Origin of the sequence: Pseudomonas sp. FW305-25 (assembly GCF_017351415.1) — a bacterium.
Lineage (GTDB): Bacteria > Pseudomonadota > Gammaproteobacteria > Pseudomonadales > Pseudomonadaceae > Aquipseudomonas > Aquipseudomonas chlororaphis.
The window spans coordinates 293,878-311,308 of sequence record NZ_JACNDE010000001.1 but is presented as its reverse complement, the minus strand read 5'-3'; the positions used below and the strand labels follow the sequence as shown (position 1 = coordinate 311,308).

12 protein-coding genes are annotated in these 17,431 nt (G+C 62.6%); 5 read left to right on the top strand and 7 right to left on the bottom strand.

Annotation, left to right across the window (positions count from 1 at the left end; translation table 11 throughout):
• Nucleotides 1–21: 21 nt before the first annotated feature.
• Both fadB and J4E58_RS01410 read right to left on the bottom strand, forming a co-directional pair.
• The gene (gene fadB, locus J4E58_RS01415; protein WP_087088597.1) at nucleotides 22–2,169 is read right to left on the bottom strand and encodes a fatty acid oxidation complex subunit alpha FadB; all 2,148 of its coding nucleotides are present in this window, start codon (nucleotides 2,167–2,169) and stop codon (nucleotides 22–24) included.
• A 568-nt stretch (nucleotides 2,170–2,737) separates the two neighbouring features.
• A complete protein-coding gene (locus tag J4E58_RS01410) occupies nucleotides 2,738–3,175 on the bottom strand; it encodes a hypothetical protein (RefSeq protein ID WP_087088598.1) in 438 nt (145 codons plus the stop codon).
• Nucleotides 3,176–3,279: 104 nt separating this feature from the next.
• Here J4E58_RS01410 and J4E58_RS01405 point away from each other — a divergent pair, with 104 nt between their 5' ends.
• Entirely contained in the window at nucleotides 3,280–3,717 is a 438-nt protein-coding gene (locus J4E58_RS01405; protein WP_007921319.1) for a universal stress protein, read from the top strand.
• 84 nt (nucleotides 3,718–3,801) lie between these two features.
• On the opposite strand, the gene J4E58_RS01400 is transcribed toward J4E58_RS01405, so the two are convergent.
• On the bottom strand, nucleotides 3,802–5,721 hold the full coding sequence (locus tag J4E58_RS01400; RefSeq protein ID WP_062826190.1) for an ATP-binding cassette domain-containing protein: 1,920 nt from the start codon (nucleotides 5,719–5,721) through the stop codon (nucleotides 3,802–3,804).
• 213 nt (nucleotides 5,722–5,934) lie between these two features.
• Here J4E58_RS01400 and J4E58_RS01395 point away from each other — a divergent pair, with 213 nt between their 5' ends.
• Nucleotides 5,935–7,863 (top strand): transglycosylase SLT domain-containing protein, encoded by a 1,929-nt coding sequence (locus tag J4E58_RS01395; RefSeq protein ID WP_087088600.1) that lies wholly within the window; start codon nucleotides 5,935–5,937, stop codon nucleotides 7,861–7,863.
• 61 nt (nucleotides 7,864–7,924) lie between these two features.
• Here J4E58_RS01395 and J4E58_RS01390 read toward each other — a convergent pair whose 3' ends face one another.
• Complete coding sequence (locus J4E58_RS01390) at nucleotides 7,925–9,700, bottom strand: ABC transporter transmembrane domain-containing protein (RefSeq protein ID WP_162136160.1); 1,776 nt, start codon at nucleotides 9,698–9,700, stop codon at nucleotides 7,925–7,927.
• Between the two features lie 346 nt (nucleotides 9,701–10,046).
• Between J4E58_RS01390 and J4E58_RS01385 the strand changes: the two genes are divergently transcribed.
• A complete protein-coding gene (locus J4E58_RS01385; RefSeq protein ID WP_007921326.1) occupies nucleotides 10,047–10,226 on the top strand; it encodes a PA1571 family protein in 180 nt (59 codons plus the stop codon).
• Between the two features lie 98 nt (nucleotides 10,227–10,324).
• On the opposite strand, the gene pdxB is transcribed toward J4E58_RS01385, so the two are convergent.
• Nucleotides 10,325–11,470 (bottom strand): 4-phosphoerythronate dehydrogenase PdxB, encoded by a 1,146-nt coding sequence (gene pdxB, locus J4E58_RS01380; protein ID WP_087088602.1) that lies wholly within the window; start codon nucleotides 11,468–11,470, stop codon nucleotides 10,325–10,327.
• A gap of 179 nt (nucleotides 11,471–11,649) precedes the next feature.
• On the opposite strand from pdxB, the gene J4E58_RS01375 reads away from it, so the two are divergent.
• The gene (locus J4E58_RS01375; RefSeq protein ID WP_087088604.1) at nucleotides 11,650–13,056 is read left to right on the top strand and encodes an MATE family efflux transporter; all 1,407 of its coding nucleotides are present in this window, start codon (nucleotides 11,650–11,652) and stop codon (nucleotides 13,054–13,056) included.
• Here the strand turns inward: J4E58_RS01375 and tusA are convergent.
• Nucleotides 13,053–13,304, bottom strand: coding sequence for a sulfurtransferase TusA (gene tusA, locus J4E58_RS01370; RefSeq protein WP_007921329.1), 252 nt, complete (start codon nucleotides 13,302–13,304; stop codon nucleotides 13,053–13,055). The two genes, J4E58_RS01375 and tusA, sit on opposite strands and share 4 nt — an antisense overlap.
• A gap of 79 nt (nucleotides 13,305–13,383) precedes the next feature.
• Complete coding sequence (gene rlmM / locus J4E58_RS01365) at nucleotides 13,384–14,457, bottom strand: 23S rRNA (cytidine(2498)-2'-O)-methyltransferase RlmM (RefSeq protein ID WP_087088606.1); 1,074 nt, start codon at nucleotides 14,455–14,457, stop codon at nucleotides 13,384–13,386.
• A 214-nt stretch (nucleotides 14,458–14,671) separates the two neighbouring features.
• On the opposite strand from rlmM, the gene acnA reads away from it, so the two are divergent.
• On the top strand, nucleotides 14,672–17,413 hold the full coding sequence (gene acnA / locus J4E58_RS01360; protein ID WP_087088608.1) for an aconitate hydratase AcnA: 2,742 nt from the start codon (nucleotides 14,672–14,674) through the stop codon (nucleotides 17,411–17,413).
• Nucleotides 17,414–17,431: the final 18 nt, after the last annotated feature.

Genomic DNA, 17,431 nt, shown 5'->3' with positions numbered 1-17,431 from the left:
TCTCGCTCTAGTAGGGGGCGCTTAACCGAAGAAGCTCTGGCCGTTCTTGGCCATCTCGCGCAGCTTCGCGGTCGGGTGGTACAGCGCGCCCAGATCGGCGTACTGGTCGGCCAGGGCAACGAACTGGGCAACACCGATCGAGTCGATGTAGCGCAGCGCACCGCCACGGAATGGAGGGAAACCAATACCGTACACCAGGCCCATGTCGGCTTCGGCCGCGGTTTCGACGATGCCGTCTTCCAGGCAACGAACGGTTTCCAGGCACAGCGGGATCATCATCCAGTTGACGATATCCTCGTCAGTGACTTCGCGCTGCTCGTACACGATAGGCTTGAGCACTTCCAGCACCGACGGGTCGGCCACTTTCTTCTGCTTGCCTTTCTTGTCGGCCTCGTAGGCGTAGAAACCCTTGCCGTTCTTCTGACCCAGGCGCTTGGCTTCGTAGAGCACATCGATAGCCGAACGACGGTCGTCTTTCATGCGATCCGGGAAACCTTCGGCCATCACGTCACGACCGTGGTGACCGGTGTCGATACCGACCACGTCCATCAGGTACGCCGGGCCCATCGGCCAGCCGAATTTTTCCATGACCTTGTCGATGCGCACGAAGTCCACGCCGGCGCTGACCAGCTTGGCGAAACCGCCGAAGTACGGAAACAGCACGCGGTTGACCAGGAAGCCCGGGCAGTCGTTGACCACGATCGGGTTCTTGCCCATTTTCTTGGCGTAGGCAACGGTGGTGGCCACGGCCAGCTCGCTGGACTTCTCGCCACGGATGACTTCGACCAGCGGCATCATGTGCACCGGGTTGAAGAAGTGCATGCCGACGAAGTTTTCCGGACGCTTGAGGGCCTTGGCCAGCAGGCTGATGGAAATGGTCGAGGTGTTCGAAGCGAGGATGGTGTCCTCCTTGACCTGGTCTTCGACTTCGGCCAGAACCGCTTGCTTGACCTTAGGGTTCTCGACGACCGCCTCGACCACCAGGTCGACGTGGCCGAAGTCACCGTAGGACAGCGTTGGGCGAATGCCGTTCAGCACTTCGGCCATCTTCGCCGCGGTCATGCGACCTTTATCGACACGGCCGACCAGCAGCTTGGCGGCTTCCGCCAGGCCTTGCTCGATACCGTGTTCGTTGATGTCTTTCATCAGGATCGGCGTGCCTTTGGACGCCGACTGGTAGGCGATACCGCCACCCATGATGCCGGCGCCGAGTACGGCGGCCTGCTTCACGTCCTGAGCGATTTCGTCGTAGGCCTTGGCCTTTTTCTTCAGTTCCTGGTCATTCAGGAACAGGCCGATCAGGCTCTGCGCGGCAGAGGTCTTGGCCAGTTTGACGAAGCCTGTTGCCTCGACTTCCAGCGCCTTGTCACGACCGAAGTTGGCGGCTTTCTGGATGGTCTTGATGGCTTCGACCGGCGCCGGGTAGTTCGGGCCAGCCTGGCCGGCGACAAAACCCTTGGCGGTTTCGAAGGACATCATCTGTTCGATGGCGTTGAGCTTGAGCTTTTCCAGCTTCGGCTGACGCTTGGCCTTGTAGTCGAACTCGCCGGAGATGGCGCGCTTGACGGTGGCCAGGGCCGCTTCATGCAGTTTTTCCGGAGCGACGACAGCGTCGACCGCACCGACTTTCAGTGCGTCTTCAGCACGGTTTTCCTTGCCGGCGGCAATCCATTCGATGGCGTTGTCGGCACCGATGATGCGTGGCAGGCGAACGGTACCGCCGAAGCCCGGGTAGATGCCCAGTTTGACTTCCGGCAGGCCGATCTTGGCGCTGGAGGACATGACGCGATAGTCAGCTGCCAGGCACATTTCCAGACCGCCGCCCAGCGCGATGCCATTGATCGCGGCAACGGTCGGAACGTTGAGGTCTTCGAAATCGCTGAAAATCTTGTTGGCTTCGAGGTTGCCTGCGACAAGCTCTGCATCCGGCAGCTTGAAGTTGTCGACAAATTCGGTGATGTCGGCGCCGACGATGAAGACGTCCTTGCCACTGCTGACGATCACACCCTTGACCGACGCATCTGCCTTGATGGCGTCCACGGCCGAACGCAATTCGTTCAGGGTAAGACGGTTGAACTTGTTGACGGACTCACCCTTGAGGTCGAAATTCAATTCGACGATGCCACTTTCAAGAGCCTTAACCGTGATGGCTTTACCTTCGTAAATCATCAACTGATCTCCACGATATGGAAGCTGAACAGTACACGTCGGACGCTAACTTCTGACTCGGCAGCGACGTTTCCATCGATGCTACGCCAATCCGCCAGGCACACCCGCCAACGCGATAGTCGGGATTCTGGAAGAGCCGTCTGGTAATACAAACGCTCAATTCATACGCCCGTTTGATTTGGGTACGCCACATTCAGGCAAAATCCGACAATTGTCAATCGCCCAAAAGGTTGTTTGAAACGCGACTTCTTAGTCATTCCAGACGGGCACGCACCATCAACAAGCCTGCTCATCTCAGGACATTCATAGAATCAATCTTTAGAAAAGTCGCCCTAATACGTCGCCCCCATAACCGATTCGCGGCTACGCTGGCACAATCCTGGAGCAAAAATATGGATGTCTAGCCGAAAACCAGGCGTAAGATCAGCGACAACTCTCATCCCCCGCCGCTCAGAACCAGGGGATCAGAAAGGATTTACCGGCCTGCCTGGCCAACCCAGCCCGACCTTGTCGGGCTTTTTATTGCCTGCTTTTCAATAACCTGTGCCATTGCGGCGCAGGTCATGCTTCACGCCAGCGCCTTGAGCACTGCGGCAATGTCTTGCAAAACACTGGCTTCGCCACGTTCGCCCCAATACAAGACGATCATCTGCCGGTCGGCCTCGACCTTGAACACGTTGGCCGGCAGCGTGCGAAAGTGCTCGAGCAAGGCAGGATCCACACAGACTTCCCGCCATTGGTTGACCCACACGCCCGGCGCACTTTGCCAGTAGGCCCAGCAGGCCGGTTGTGTGCCGCGCCGCGGCCGATGGTATTGCGCACAGGGGCTTGGAGGCTGCGGATCCATCCAGTGCGGCCACTCCTGAGGCGCCAGTTGCATGCCCAGGCCCATGCGGCGCGCCTCCATGCGCAGGGCTATCTGCCCGCTCTGGCGGCGCGACGGGCGCAGCCATGCCAGCGGGCTCAACACCACCGCGAGGATTGACACCACTATCCAGACCGTCATATCTGTACTCCCGATTCTTGATGAGCCGATTGATCCAGGTCGGAACCAATCCGCTTGAAACCAGCCATACTTGAAGCTATTGCAATCCTCAGGAGGAGCACCTCATGCCCTACCACCATATTCTGGTCGCCGTAGATCTAACCGAAGAGTGCGATCCTGTTATCCACCGGGCTCGCGAGCTGTCGGTCAGCAACAGCGCCAAATTGTCCCTGGTGCATATTGTCGAGCCGATGGCCATGGCGTTCGGCGGCGACGTACCGATGGACCTGTCCCAATTGCAACAGCAGCAGTTCGACCAGGCCAAGGAACGTCTCGATCGCCTCATCACCAAATACCCTGAGCTGTCCAAGGAATACAGCCACCTGACCTATGGCCAGCCACGCCAGGAAATCCATCATCTGGCCAAGGAACAGGAATGCGACCTGATCGTGGTCGGCAGCCATGGCCGGCACGGCCTGGCGCTGCTGCTGGGCTCGACCGCCAATGACGTGCTGCACGGTGCCCCTTGCGACGTGCTGGCCGTGCACCTGGTCAAACGCTGAGCCCGCCGGCGGAATTCTCCGCCCGCACCGGCCCTGCAAAAAGCCCGACATGAATGTCGGGCTTTTTTATTGCCGCCAGGTCACTCAGGCATCCAGCTCGGCCCAACGCTCGACCATCACATCCAGTTCAGCATTGAGCTGTTCCAACTGGGCGATGACCGCCGTGGTCTCGGCCGCAGGACGCTGATAGAAGCCAGCGTCGGCCATTTCCGCTTCCACGGCGGCGATCTGCTGCTCCATGGCTTCGATCTGGCCAGGCAACGCCTCGAGCTCGCGCTGCAACTTGTAGCTGAGCTTCTTCTTGGCCGCAGGCGCTTCCTGCGCCGCGGCAGGTGCCGCCGCCACAGGCGCAACCACCGCCGAGTTCAGCTCGGCCTTGCCCGACTTGTTCTCGGTCACGCCCAGCAGGCGTGGCGAACCGCCTTGGCGCAACCAATCCTGATAACCGCCGACGTATTCGCGAACCTTGCCTTCACCTTCGAACACCAGGGTGCTGGTGACCACGTTATCGAGGAATGCCCGGTCGTGGCTGACCATCAGCACGGTGCCCTGGAAGGTCAGCAGCACTTCTTCCAGCAGCTCAAGGGTTTCCACGTCCAGGTCGTTGGTCGGTTCGTCGAGCACCAGCAGGTTGGCCGGTTTGCTGAACAGCTTGGCCAGCAACAAGCGAGCACGCTCGCCACCGGACAGCGCCTTGACCGGCGTGCGGGCACGCTGCGGGCTGAACAGGAAATCCCCCAGGTAGCTGAGCACGTGGCGGCTCTGGCCATCGATATCGATAAAGTCGCGACCTTCGGCGACGTTGTCGATCACGGTCTTTTCCAGGTCCAGCTGGTGACGCAGTTGGTCGAAGTAGGCCACGTCGATACGCGTCCCCTCCTCGACCTTGCCGCTGCTCGGCACCAGGCCGCCCAGCATCAGTTTGAGCAGCGTGGTCTTGCCGGTACCGTTGGCGCCGAGCAGGCCGATACGGTCGCCGCGCTGCAGGACCATGGAGAAATTCTTGACCAGGAACGGACCGCCCGGATGAGCGAAGCTCACGTCTTCGAGCACCATGACCTGCTTGCCGGACTTGTCGGCGGTTTCCAGCTGGATATTGGCCTTGCCGGTACGCTCGCGACGCTCGCTGCGCTCGACACGCAGGGCCTTGAGGGCACGCACGCGGCCTTCGTTACGGGTACGGCGGGCCTTGATGCCTTGGCGAATCCAGACTTCTTCCTGGGCCAGGCGCTTGTCGAACAGCGCGTTGGCCGTCTCTTCAGCCGCCAGCACGGCCTCCTTGTGTACCAGGAAGCTGGCGTAGTCGCCGTTCCAGTCGATCAGCCCACCACGGTCCAGCTCGAGAATCCGGGTTGCCAGGTTCTGCAGGAAGGAACGGTCGTGGGTAATAAAGAGGACGGCGCCCTGGAAGTCCTTCAGGGCTTCTTCCAGCCAGGCGATGGCGCCGATATCCAGGTGGTTGGTCGGTTCGTCGAGCAGCAGCAGGTCCGGTTCGGACACCAGGGCCTGGGCCAGCAGGACGCGACGACGCCAGCCACCGGACAACTCGGCGAGGGTCTTGTCGGCCGGCAACTGCAGGCGGCTCAGGGTGCTGTCCACCAGGGTCTGCAAGCGCCAGCCATCACGGGCTTCGAGGTCATGCTGGACGTGCATGAGCTTTTCCAGATCGGCATCGGTGACGATGTTCTGGCTCAGGTGGTGATACTGCGCCAGCAATTCGCCAACACCATCGAGGCCCTGGGCGACCACGTCGAACACCGTCCGCTCGTCGGCCACCGGCAATTCCTGCGGCAATTCGCCGATTTTCAGACCGGGCGCGCGCCATACGGAACCGTCGTCGGGCTTCTGATCGCCCTTGACCAGCTTCAGCATGCTGGATTTGCCAGTGCCGTTGCGGCCGATGATGCACACCCGCTCACCACGGGCGATCTGCCAGGACACCTTGTCCAACAACGGCATAGCGCCGAACGCAAGGGACACATCGCTGAATTTGAGCAGGGTCATGAGCTTCTCCAAAAACCGGGCGCGCATTCTACCTGAGTTGAGGCCTCAGAAGGCCGGCATTTTCACTCCTGAAGCACCCTGAACAACATTTGCAGCGAACTGGCGACAAGAGGCCGGCAAAGCTTTCACCCGCTGCTGGCAAAAGGCTAAGCTAGGGAATAATCAGTGTTGGCATTGTCGGCACTTGTCATGATTTCTCTGCCCGGATGTCTCATGCGCAGTCGCCTTTTCAGCCTTTTATCCTGCCTGCTTCTTTCTGCCTCTGCCGTGCACACCGCTCAGGCCGCGGACCTCTCACTCCAGCGTCAATATTACGATGAAGCCAAGCGCGCCCTGGCCAAGGGCGACTCCGGCCCGTATTTCCGCTACAGCCAGGTCCTGGCCGACTACCCGCTCGAGCCCTATCTGGCCTATGACGAACTGACCGCCCGGCTAAAGACCGCCAGCAACGCCGAGATCGAAAAGTTTCTCCGTGAACACGGCGACCTGCCCCAGGCCAACTGGATGAAACTGCGCTGGTTGCGCTGGCTGGCCGAACGCGGCGACTGGGCCACCTTCGTCAAGTATTACGACCCCAAGCTCAACTTCACCGAGCTGGACTGCCTGAACGCGCAATACCAGCTGGGCCACAACCTCAAGGCCGAAGGTTACGCCGCCACCGACAAGCTCTGGCTCAGCGGCAAATCCCTGCCCGCCACCTGCGACGCGTTGTTCGCCCAGTGGGCCGCCGAAGGCCAGTTGACCGAACAGAAGCGCTGGCAGCGCGCCAAGCTGGCCGCCGAGGCCCGCAACTATCCGCTGGCCAATAGCCTGGTCAACAGCATGACCACCCTCGCCCCTCAGGGCCGGCTGCTAGTAGACGTTGCCCAGAAGCCCGAACTGCTCAGCCAGCCGTCGCGCTTCACTCCAGCCAGCGAAGCCATGTCCGACGTGGTCGGCCTGGGTCTGCGCCGCCTGGCCCGCCAGGATCCGGACAGGGCCATGGCCCTGCTCGACGGTTATGCCAGCAGCATGCATTTCTCCCGTGACGAAAAAGTGGCGATCGCCCGGGAAATCGGCCTGACCCTGGCCCGGCGCTTCGACAGCCGTGGCCTTGAAGTGATGACCAAATACGATCCCGAGCTGCGCGACAACACGGTTTCCGAATGGCGCCTGCGCCTGCTGTTGCGCCTGGCTCGCTGGGAAGACGCCTACCAGCTGACCCGCAAGCTGCCCCAGGACCTGGCGACCACCAACCGCTGGCGCTACTGGCAAGCGCGCAGCCTGGAATTGGCCGAACCGCAGAACCCCCAGGCCCAGGCCCTCTACAAAGGCTTGGCCAACGAGCGCGATTTCTATGGTTTCCTCGCGGCCGACCGTACCCAGCTGCCTTATCAGCTGAACAACAAACCGCTGGTGCTCAGCCAGCAAGTGATCAACAAGGTGCGCAATACGCCCGGCGTGCGGCGCGCCCTGGAGTTTCATGCCCGTGGCCAGATCGTCGATGGCCGGCGTGAGTGGTACCACGTCAGCCGTCATTTCAACCGTGACGAAATGGTTGCCCAGGCCAAGCTGGCCTATGACCTGAAATGGTACTTCCCGGCCATTCGCACCATCAGCCAGGCGAAGTACTGGGACGACCTGGACATCCGCTTCCCGATGGCCCACCGCGACACCCTGGTGCGCGAAGCCAAGGTCCGTGGCCTGCACTCGAGCTGGGTCTTCGCGATCACCCGCCAGGAAAGCGCGTTCATGGACGACGCTCGTTCGGGCGTCGGTGCGGCCGGCCTGATGCAACTGATGCCCGGCACCGCGAAGGAAACCGCACGCAAGTTCAGCATCCCGCTGGCCTCGCCACAACAAGTGCTGAACCCGGACAAGAACATCCAGCTCGGCGCCGCCTACCTGAGCCAGGTGCACAGCCAGTTCAACGGCAACCGGGTGCTCGCCTCCGCCGCCTACAACGCCGGCCCCGGACGCGTGCGCCAATGGCTCCGTGGCGCCGACCACCTGAGCTTCGACGTCTGGGTGGAGAGCATTCCGTTCGACGAAACCCGCCAGTACGTGCAGAACGTGCTGTCCTATTCGGTGATCTACGGCCAGAAGCTCAATTCGCCACAGCCACTGGTGGATTGGCATGAGCGGTATTTCGACGATCAGTAAGCGATAACGCCTCATAAAAAATGCCCGCAGCGATGCGGGCATTTTCGTTTCCAGCGCAAGTTCAGGACACAGACTGGCCATCGCTGAACTGCAAGGCTGCCAGGCGCGCATACAGTGGATTGCTGGCGATCAGCTCCTGATGGGTGCCCACCGCCACCAGCCGGCCCTGATCCATCACCGCGATCCGGTCGGCGTTTTTCACCGTGGCCAGGCGATGGGCGATCACCAGGGTGGTGCGATTCTTCATCAGGCTCGGCAAGGCTTGCTGGATCAAATGCTCGCTCTGGGCATCCAGGGCGCTGGTGGCTTCATCCAGCAACAGGATCGGCGCATCCACCAGCAGCGCCCGGGCAATCGCCAGGCGCTGGCGCTGGCCGCCGGACAGTCCCAGCCCCGCGTCGCCGAGATGGGTCCGGTAACCCTCGGGCATGTTCTCGATGAAGTCATGGGCGTAGGCGATCCTTGCCGCCTCCCTGACCTGCTCCGGGGTGGCCGAGGGTTTGCCATAACGAATGTTCTCCTCGATGCTGCCGAAGAACAGCGCCGGGCTTTGCGACACCAGGGCAAAACAGCGACGCACATCCTGCGGGTCGAGCTGGGTCAAGGGCACGCCATCGAGCAGGATGCGCCCCTGCTCCGGGTCGTAGAAGCGCAGCAGCAGATCGTAGAGGGTCGACTTGCCCGCCCCCGACGGCCCGACCAGCGCCAGGGTTTCCCCCTCGTGGATAGTCAGGCTCAAGCCATCGACGGCGTAACTGTCCGGACGCGACGGATAAGAGAAGCGCAAGTTCTCCAGCACCAGTTCGCCCCGCACCCGCTCGGGCAAGCTGGCCGGGCCGTCGCTCGGCGGCTGGATCAGGTTTTCCGAACGCAGCAACTCGGCAATCCGCTCCGCCGCGCCGGCGGCCCGTTGCAGCTCACCGATCACCTCGCTCAGGGTGCCGAAGGCACTGCCGACGATCAGGCTGTAGAAGACAAAGGCCGCCAGCTCGCCACTGGAAATACGCCCGGCGATCACATCCATGCCGCCGACCCAGAGCATCACCCCGACCGCCCCCAGCACCAGCACGATCACCAGGGTGATCAACCAGGCGCGCTGGACGATACGCCGGCGCGCGGTGTTGAACGCCTCTTCCACCGTCTGGGCAAAACGTTGCTCATCCTGGGGCTGGTGGTTATAGGCCTGGACGGTCTTGATCTGGCCCAGGGTTTCCGCCACGTAGCTGCCGACATCGGCGATACGGTCCTGGCTCAAGCGCGACAGGCTGCGCACCCGGCGGCCGAAAATCAGGATCGGCGCCAGCACCAGGGGCAAGGCGATCACCACGATGCTGGTGAGCTTGGGGTTGGTGACAAACAGCAGCACGATGCCGCCGATGACCATCAGCGCATTACGCAAAAACAGCGAGAGCGACGAGCCGATCACCGATTGCAGCAAGGTGGTATCGGCGGTCAGCCGCGACTGGATCTCCGAGCTGCGATTGTTCTCATAGAAGCCCGGGTGCAGGTAGATCAGATGGTTGAACACCTGCCGACGGATGTCCGCCACGCAGCGCTCGCCAATCCATGACACCAGGTAGAAACGCACGAACGTCCCCACCGCCAGCCCCAGCACCAATAACAGAAACAGGCCGATGGACTGGTTGAGCAAATCCGGCGACCCGGTCATGAAGCCCCGGTCCACCAACAGGCGGATGCCCTGCCCCATGGACAAGGTGATGCCCGCGGTCACCACCAGCGCCAGCAACGCCCCCAGGGCCTGCCAGCGATAAGGCGCGATGAAACGACTGGCCAGGCGAATCGCCCGGCGTTGACGCGAAGAAAGCATGAAGTTCATCCGGGAGCACACCTGGGAACGGCCCCGCCCCATTCACCGCCGCGTGACCCAGCAAGGCGATGAGGTTGAGCGCTGTTTGTCGGAACCGATTTTCCTGGAAGCTGATTCTTGGAACCTGCATTTCCTGAAACTTGGGTAAATCAAAATGAGTCAGGTTAATTATGTCCGCCAACACTAGAGCCTAGATGCTATTGGTCTAAGGTCCGAGTGGAAGTCCACAGACATTTCTGTTGGACTGAGGACTCCCCGGATAGAAAACGCCGTAGTGGGACCTTGCAGGGAGTTGTCACAGCTTGGTCACCTGGCGGTTTTAAAGTAAGCGCACAACCTGATGAGGAGACAGGCCATGTCCTTGCAAAACAGCAGCAATGACAAGATTGAAGTGATTCGTACCCACCCCGACCAGTCTCTGGGATGCGCCATCATCGACGCTCAGGGTCGCGAAGTACCAATCACCGAAGACATGATCCAGAACGCCTGCCGCGAACTGGAAAAGCGACTGGTCAAGCCTGCGCAGCAAGATTGACACATAGCCTCACGTCCTCTTGACCCGGCCCTGAAGCCGGGTTTTTTATGCCTGCCGGATTCCTTGTCGCCCCGTCACAAACGACCGGGCCCGAACCATCAACGAACCGACACCGCGCCCAAGGCCGAGACGATCTGCTGCAAGCCTGGCGCTTCGCCCTGGATGCGCACGGCCAACCCATCGATTTCACGGCGCGGCGGATAACCCTTGCGCAACGCATCGAAGGCCGCGCGCTGCTCGGCCACGCTGCCCACCAGGCTGCGGCGAAAATCCGCATCGTCGCGCCGCGGGTCGTAGACCGCTCGGCAGATCATCGCCAGGGACCAGGCCGGATCGCTATGGGCATCGAGGCTCACCTCCAACAACCATGGCCGAGGCAGCAGGTCGCGCAAATGAATCGCTTGCGGCTGCCCAAGGTAATCGCACAGCGCCTGATAGATCTGCGCCGTCCCACGCTGCCGGCCATCGAGGCTGTAACCGGCGATGTGCGGCGTAGCCAGTACGCACAGCTCGGCCAGGGCCACGTCGACCTGGGGCTCGCCCTCCCAGACATCCAGCACCGCCTGCAGGTCTTCACGCTCGAGCAGCACTTCACGCAGGGCAGTGTTATCCACCACCGCGCCACGGCTGGCGTTGATCAGCCAGGCACCGGGGCGCAGTTGCCGCAGGCGCTGCTTGTCCAGCAGGTGCCAGGTCGGCAGCTCGCCGGCCTTGGTCAAGGGGGTGTGCAGGCTGATGACATCGCACTGGGCGAGGATCTGTTCCAGGCTGACGTAGTCGCCACCTTCCGCCACCTGCCGTGGCGGGTCGCAGACCAGGACCTTCCAACCCAGGCCGCGCAGCACCTCGATCAGCCGTCCACCGACCTCGCCCGCGCCCACCACGCCGTAAGTGCGTTGCGTCAGGTCGGCGCCTTCGATTTCCGCCAGGGTCAGCAGGCTGCCCAGCACATAGTCGACCACCCCGCGCGCATTACAGCCTGGAGCGCTGGACCAGCGAATGCCCGCCTCCTGGAAATACTCGAGGTCCAAATGGTCGGTGCCAATGGTGCAGGTACCGACAAACCGCACTTGGCTACCCTCGAGCAGGGCACGGCTGACCTGGGTCACCGAACGCACCAGCAGCACATCGGCGCCCTCGATGGCGGCGCGGTCGATGGCCCGCCCCGGGAAACGGCGGATCTCGCCGAAGCCGGCAAAAAAGGCATCGAGCAGGGGAATATTTTCGTCGGCAACAATCAGCATGGCAGGCTCCTTTCGCGGAGCCGCAGTTTAGGCGTAGAAGGCCATTTTCGGCCAGCAAGCAATCCACTCCGTCAACCGCCGCCAGCACTTACAAATCGACAACAGAGGTTTTTTCCTGACTCATCCGTCAATGCGTAGAATACGCCGCCCTGCGCATCAACCCTGTGGACGCTTCGCCTGTGAATTCCGTGACCAATACTCCTGCCACTTCCCTCAACCGCCCAGCCCGGGTGCGCCTTGAACTGCGCAGCCTGCTGGCCCTGGCCTTGCCGATCATGATCGCGCAGCTGGCGACCACGGCCATGGGCTTCGTCGATGCGGTGATGGCCGGACGGGTCAGCCCACGGGACCTGGCGGCCGTGGCGCTGGGCAACTCGATCTGGATCCCGGTGTTCCTATTGATGACTGGCACCCTGCTGGCCACCACGCCCAAGGTGGCCCAGCGGGTCGGCGCCGGCACCTATGGCGAGATCGGCCCGATCGTGCGCCAGGCGCTGTGGCTGGCCCTGGCGGTCGGCCTGAGCGCCAGCCTGATTCTGGTCAATGCCGAGCCGGTGCTGCACCTGATGAAGGTCGACCCGACGCTGATCGGCCCCTGCATGGAATACCTGCACGGCATTGCCAGCGGCCTGCCGGCGGTGGCGCTGTATTACGTGCTGCGTTGCTGCAGCGATGCCCTGGGCCGCACCCGGCCAAGCATGGTCATCGGCCTGTTCGGCCTGGCCCTGAACATCCCCATCAACTACGTGTTCATTTATGGCCACCTCGGCGTGCCGGCCATGGGCGGCGTCGGTTGCGGCTGGGCCACGGCCATCGTGATGTGGGCGATGATGCTGGCCATGGCGGGCTGGACCCGCTGGGCCCCGGCCTACCAGAGCAGCCAGCTGTTCAAGCGTTTCGACTGGCCGCAATGGGCGGTGATCAAGCGTTTGCTGAGCGTCGGCCTGCCGATCGGCATCGCGGTGTTCGCCGAATCGAGCATCTTCGCGGTGATCGCCCTGCTGATTGGCAGCCTCGGCGCCACGGTGGTGGCCGGGCACCAGATCGCCCTCAACATCAGCTCCCTGCTGTTCATGATTCCGTATTCCCTGGGCATGGCGGTCACGGTGCGGGTCGGCCAGGCCCTGGGCGCAGGCAACCCGTATCAGGCACGCTTCGCCGCCGGCGTCGGCCTGGGTGCGGCGCTGGCCTTCGCCCTGTTCTCCGCGAGCCTGATCCTGCTGCTGCGTGAGTCCATCGCCTCGATCTACACCCCGGACACCGCGGTAATCCAGGTGGCGGCGATGCTGATCGTGTATGCCGCGCTCTACCAGTTCTCCGACGCGATCCAGGTGATCTGCGCCGGCGCGCTGCGTGGCTACCAGGACACCCGGGTGACCATGGTCCTGACGCTGCTCGCCTACTGGGGCATCGGTTTGCCGGTGGGGTATGTGCTGGGGCTGACCGACTGGTTCGGCCCTGCCAGCGGCCCGAGCGGGCTGTGGGAAGGCTTGATCGCCGGCCTGAGTTGCGCGGCGCTGATGCTGTCGATCCGCCTGGCGCGCAGCGCGCGCAAGCGGATCCGCATCAGCCGGGCGGTGGATTAACCGGACTTCTTGCGAATCCAGTACAGATAGGTGCCGGCCTCTTCCTGCTGTGCGACCAGTTCATGGTCGAGGAACACGCAGAACTTGGGGATGTCGCGGCGGGTCGAGGGATCGGTGGCGATCACCTTGAGCAGGCCGCCGGGCTGCAGGTCACGAATATGCTGGTGCAGCATCATGACCGGCTCCGGGCAATTGAGCCCGGTGGCGTCCAGCGTGCCGTCGACCGGCGTATCGATGATTTGACTCATAACTCACTCCTGAAACTGGCCGGCATTGTCGCGCAATGCCGGCATCGACGCTATCTGTGACATTGCGCCGCAACCACGATCAACGGGCCTTGGGCTTCTTTTCATCCAGCCGGCGCAGGTGGCAGGTCACTTCTTCGCGGTCGTGGTACAGCTGCTTGCAGCCAATGACCACACGAATGCCGCGGGCCTTGAAGCCGTCCTCGATCCGCTCGAGCAAGCGCTTCACTTCCGCGTAACGCTGCTTCATCGGCAGCTTCAGGTTGACCACCGCTTCGCGGCAGTGTCCCTCACCGATCCAGGTTTCCAGCAAGGCCGCGTTGCGCGCCGGCTTCTCGACGATGTCGCAGACCATCCAGTCCACCGGCTGCTTGGGCTTGAAAGTGAAACCGTCGGCCATCAGGTGCTGCACCAGGCCGGTGTCCATCAGGCTTTCGGCCATAGGCCCGTTATCGACAGCGGTGACCAGCATGCCGCGGTTGACCAGTTGCCAGGTCCAGCCACCCGGGGCGGCGCCCAGGTCGACGCCAGTCATGTCGCCGTGCAGACGCTCGTCCCACTGATCGCGAGGAATGAAATGATGCCAGGCCTCCTCCAGCTTCAGGGTCGAGCGGCTAGGCGCCTCACGGGGGAACTTCAGGCGCGGAATGCCCATCGGCCACATGGCCGAATTGCCTGCGTCCGCCAGGCCGACAAACACCTCGCGGCCGCTTTTGAAGGTCAGCAGCAAACGCGGCTTGCCAGCATCGTCCACCAGCTTGCCGGCCGCCGTCAGGGCCTTGCGCAGCGGTGCTTCGAATTTCTTGCAGAAGTTCGACAGCTCCTTGCCGTCATTGGTATCCAGCACTTCCAGCCACAGGCTGCCGCAGGTCGGGAAGCTCGCCAGGTGGGCCAGGATCACGCTGATGCGGTCGGTTTCCGGCAGATCGACGAAGACGCCCCGCGCCCATTGCCGCGGGAAGATCAGCTCGGCGAAACGCAGCTCGCGCATCAGGCGCTCGGCGCCGTCTTCCCCGCTGCACACAAACTCGGCACAGGCGGTGCTCGGCTTGGCCTTGGCGTACCCGGCCACGTTCAGGCGCGCGGCATGGTCGGCGATCTCGGAACAGACTTCGCCTTCGAAGCCCGGCCGGCAGTGCATAAAGAGGGTGTTCATCGAATCTCCTGGGCAATGGGCAATGAATCATGCGCAAACCTGCCCGAAGTGCGCGCAAAGCCTGTCACGAAAACCGGCGCATGATAGCCGAGTTCGGAACCTTGGACTTGTCCATAGAGTCCAGTTATTAGCCAGCTACTGAAAACAGGGCTAGGTTAAGAGCTCTGCCCGTCCCGTCAGGTCCGTAGCCGTGCGGACCAAAAGGAGTGATTCAATGCCGTCCCTCGATAGCCTGAAAACCCTTAAAACATTAAAAATCGACGACAAGACCTACCACTACTTCAGCCTGCCGGAAGCCGCCAAGCGCCTTGGCGATCTCGACAAACTGCCGATGTCGTTGAAAGTCCTGCTGGAAAACCTGCTGCGCTGGGAAGACGAAAAGACCGTCACCGGCACCGACCTCAAGGCCCTCGCCGCCTGGCTCAAGGAGCGCCGCTCGGATCGCGAGATCCAGTACCGCCCGGCGCGGGTGCTGATGCAAGACTTCACCGGCGTGCCGGCGGTGGTCGACCTGGCGGCCATGCGCGCGGCCATGGCCAAGGCCGGCGGCGACCCGCAACGCATCAACCCGCTGTCGCCGGTGGACCTGGTGATCGACCACTCGGTGATGGTCGACAAGTTCGGCAGCAACACCGCCTTCGAACAGAACGTCGACATTGAAATGCAGCGCAACGGCGAACGTTATGCCTTCCTGCGCTGGGGCCAGAGCGCCTTCGACAACTTCAGCGTGGTGCCGCCGGGCACCGGCATCTGTCACCAGGTCAACCTGGAATACCTGGGCCGCACGGTCTGGACCAAGGACGAAGACGGCCGCACCTACGCCTTCCCCGACACCCTGGTCGGCACCGACTCCCACACCACCATGATCAACGGCCTCGGCGTACTCGGCTGGGGCGTGGGCGGCATCGAGGCCGAGGCGGCGATGCTCGGCCAGCCGGTGTCGATGCTGATTCCGGAAGTCATAGGTTTCAAACTGACCGGCAAGCTCAAGGAAGGCATCACCGCCACCGACCTGGTGCTGACCGTCACCCAGATGCTGCGCAAGAAAGGCGTGGTCGGCAAATTCGTCGAGTTCTATGGCGATGGCCTGGCCGACTTGCCGCTGGCCGACCGCGCCACCATCGCCAACATGGCCCCGGAATACGGCGCCACCTGCGGCTTCTTCCCGGTGGATGACGTCACCCTGGAATACCTGCGCCTGTCCGGCCGCCCGGACGCCGTGGTGAAACTGGTGGAGGCCTACAGCAAGACCCAGGGCCTGTGGCGCCTGCCGGGCAAGGAGCCGGTATTCACCGACAGCCTGGCGCTGGACATGGGCACCGTGGAAGCCAGCCTGGCCGGGCCGAAGCGGCCGCAGGACCGGGTCTCGCTGCCCAACGTCGGCCAGGCCTTCACCGACTTTCTCGATCTGCAGTTCAAGCCCACCAGCAAGGAAGAAGGCCGCCTGGAAAGCGAAGGCGGTGGCGGCGTGGCCGTGGGCAGCGCCGACCTGATAGGCGAAGTCGATTACGCCCACAATGGTCAGACCTACCGCCTGAAAAACGGTGCGGTGGTGATCGCCGCCATTACCTCCTGTACCAACACCTCCAACCCCAGCGTGATGATGGCCGCCGGCCTGGTGGCGAAAAAGGCTGTGGAAAAAGGCCTCAAGCGCAAGCCCTGGGTGAAGAGTTCGCTGGCCCCGGGCTCGAAAGTGGTCACCGACTACTACAAGGCCGCCGGGTTGACCCAATACCTCGACGCCCTCGGCTTCGACCTGGTGGGTTATGGCTGCACCACCTGCATCGGCAACTCCGGCCCCTTGCCGGAGCCGATCGAGAAAGCCATCCAGAAAGCCGACCTGACCGTCGCCTCGGTGCTGTCCGGCAACCGCAACTTCGAAGGCCGGGTGCACCCGCTGGTGAAAACCAACTGGCTGGCCTCGCCGCCGCTGGTGGTGGCCTATGCCCTGGCCGGCAGCGTGCGCATCGATATCAGCAGCGAACCGCTGGGCGAAGACAAGGACGGCAAGCCGGTCTACCTGCGCGACATCTGGCCGAGCAGCCAGGAAATCGCCGAGGCCGTCACCCAGGTCAATACCCGGATGTTCCACAAGGAATACGCCGAGGTGTTCGCCGGCGATGCCCAGTGGCAAGCCATCGAAGTACCGCAAGCCGCGACCTACGTGTGGCAGGCGGATTCCACCTATATCCAGCATCCACCCTTCTTCGACGACATCGCCGGCCCGCTGCCGGTGATCAAGGATATCGAGGGCGCGCGGGTCCTGGCGCTGCTGGGCGACTCGGTGACCACCGACCACATTTCCCCGGCCGGCAACATCAAGGCCGACAGCCCGGCCGGCCGCTACCTGCGCGAGCAGGGCGTGGAACCGCGGGACTTCAACTCCTACGGCTCGCGTCGCGGTAACCACCAGGTGATGATGCGCGGCACCTTCGCCAACATCCGCATCCGCAACGAAATGCTCGGCGGCGAAGAAGGCGGCAACACGATCTACATCCCCACCGGCGAGAAACTGGCGATCTATGACGCGGCCATGCTGTACCAGCAATCGGCTACGCCGCTGGTGGTGATCGCCGGCCAGGAATACGGTACCGGCTCCAGCCGCGACTGGGCCGCCAAGGGCACCAACCTGCTGGGGGTCAAGGCGGTGATCGCCGAGAGCTTCGAGCGCATCCACCGCTCCAACCTGGTGGGCATGGGCGTGCTGCCGCTGCAGTTCAAGCTCGACCAGAACCGCAAGAGTCTGAACCTCACTGGCAAGGAAACCCTGGATATCCAGGGCCTGACCGGTGTCGAGCTGACACCGCGGATGAACCTGACCCTGGTGATCACCCGCGAGGATGGCAGCCAGGAAAAGGTCGAGGTGCTGTGCCGCATCGACACCCTGAACGAAGTGGAATACTTCAAGTCCGGCGGGATCCTGCACTACGTCCTGCGGCAACTGATCGCCGCGTAACGCCATGCTGCAACACCA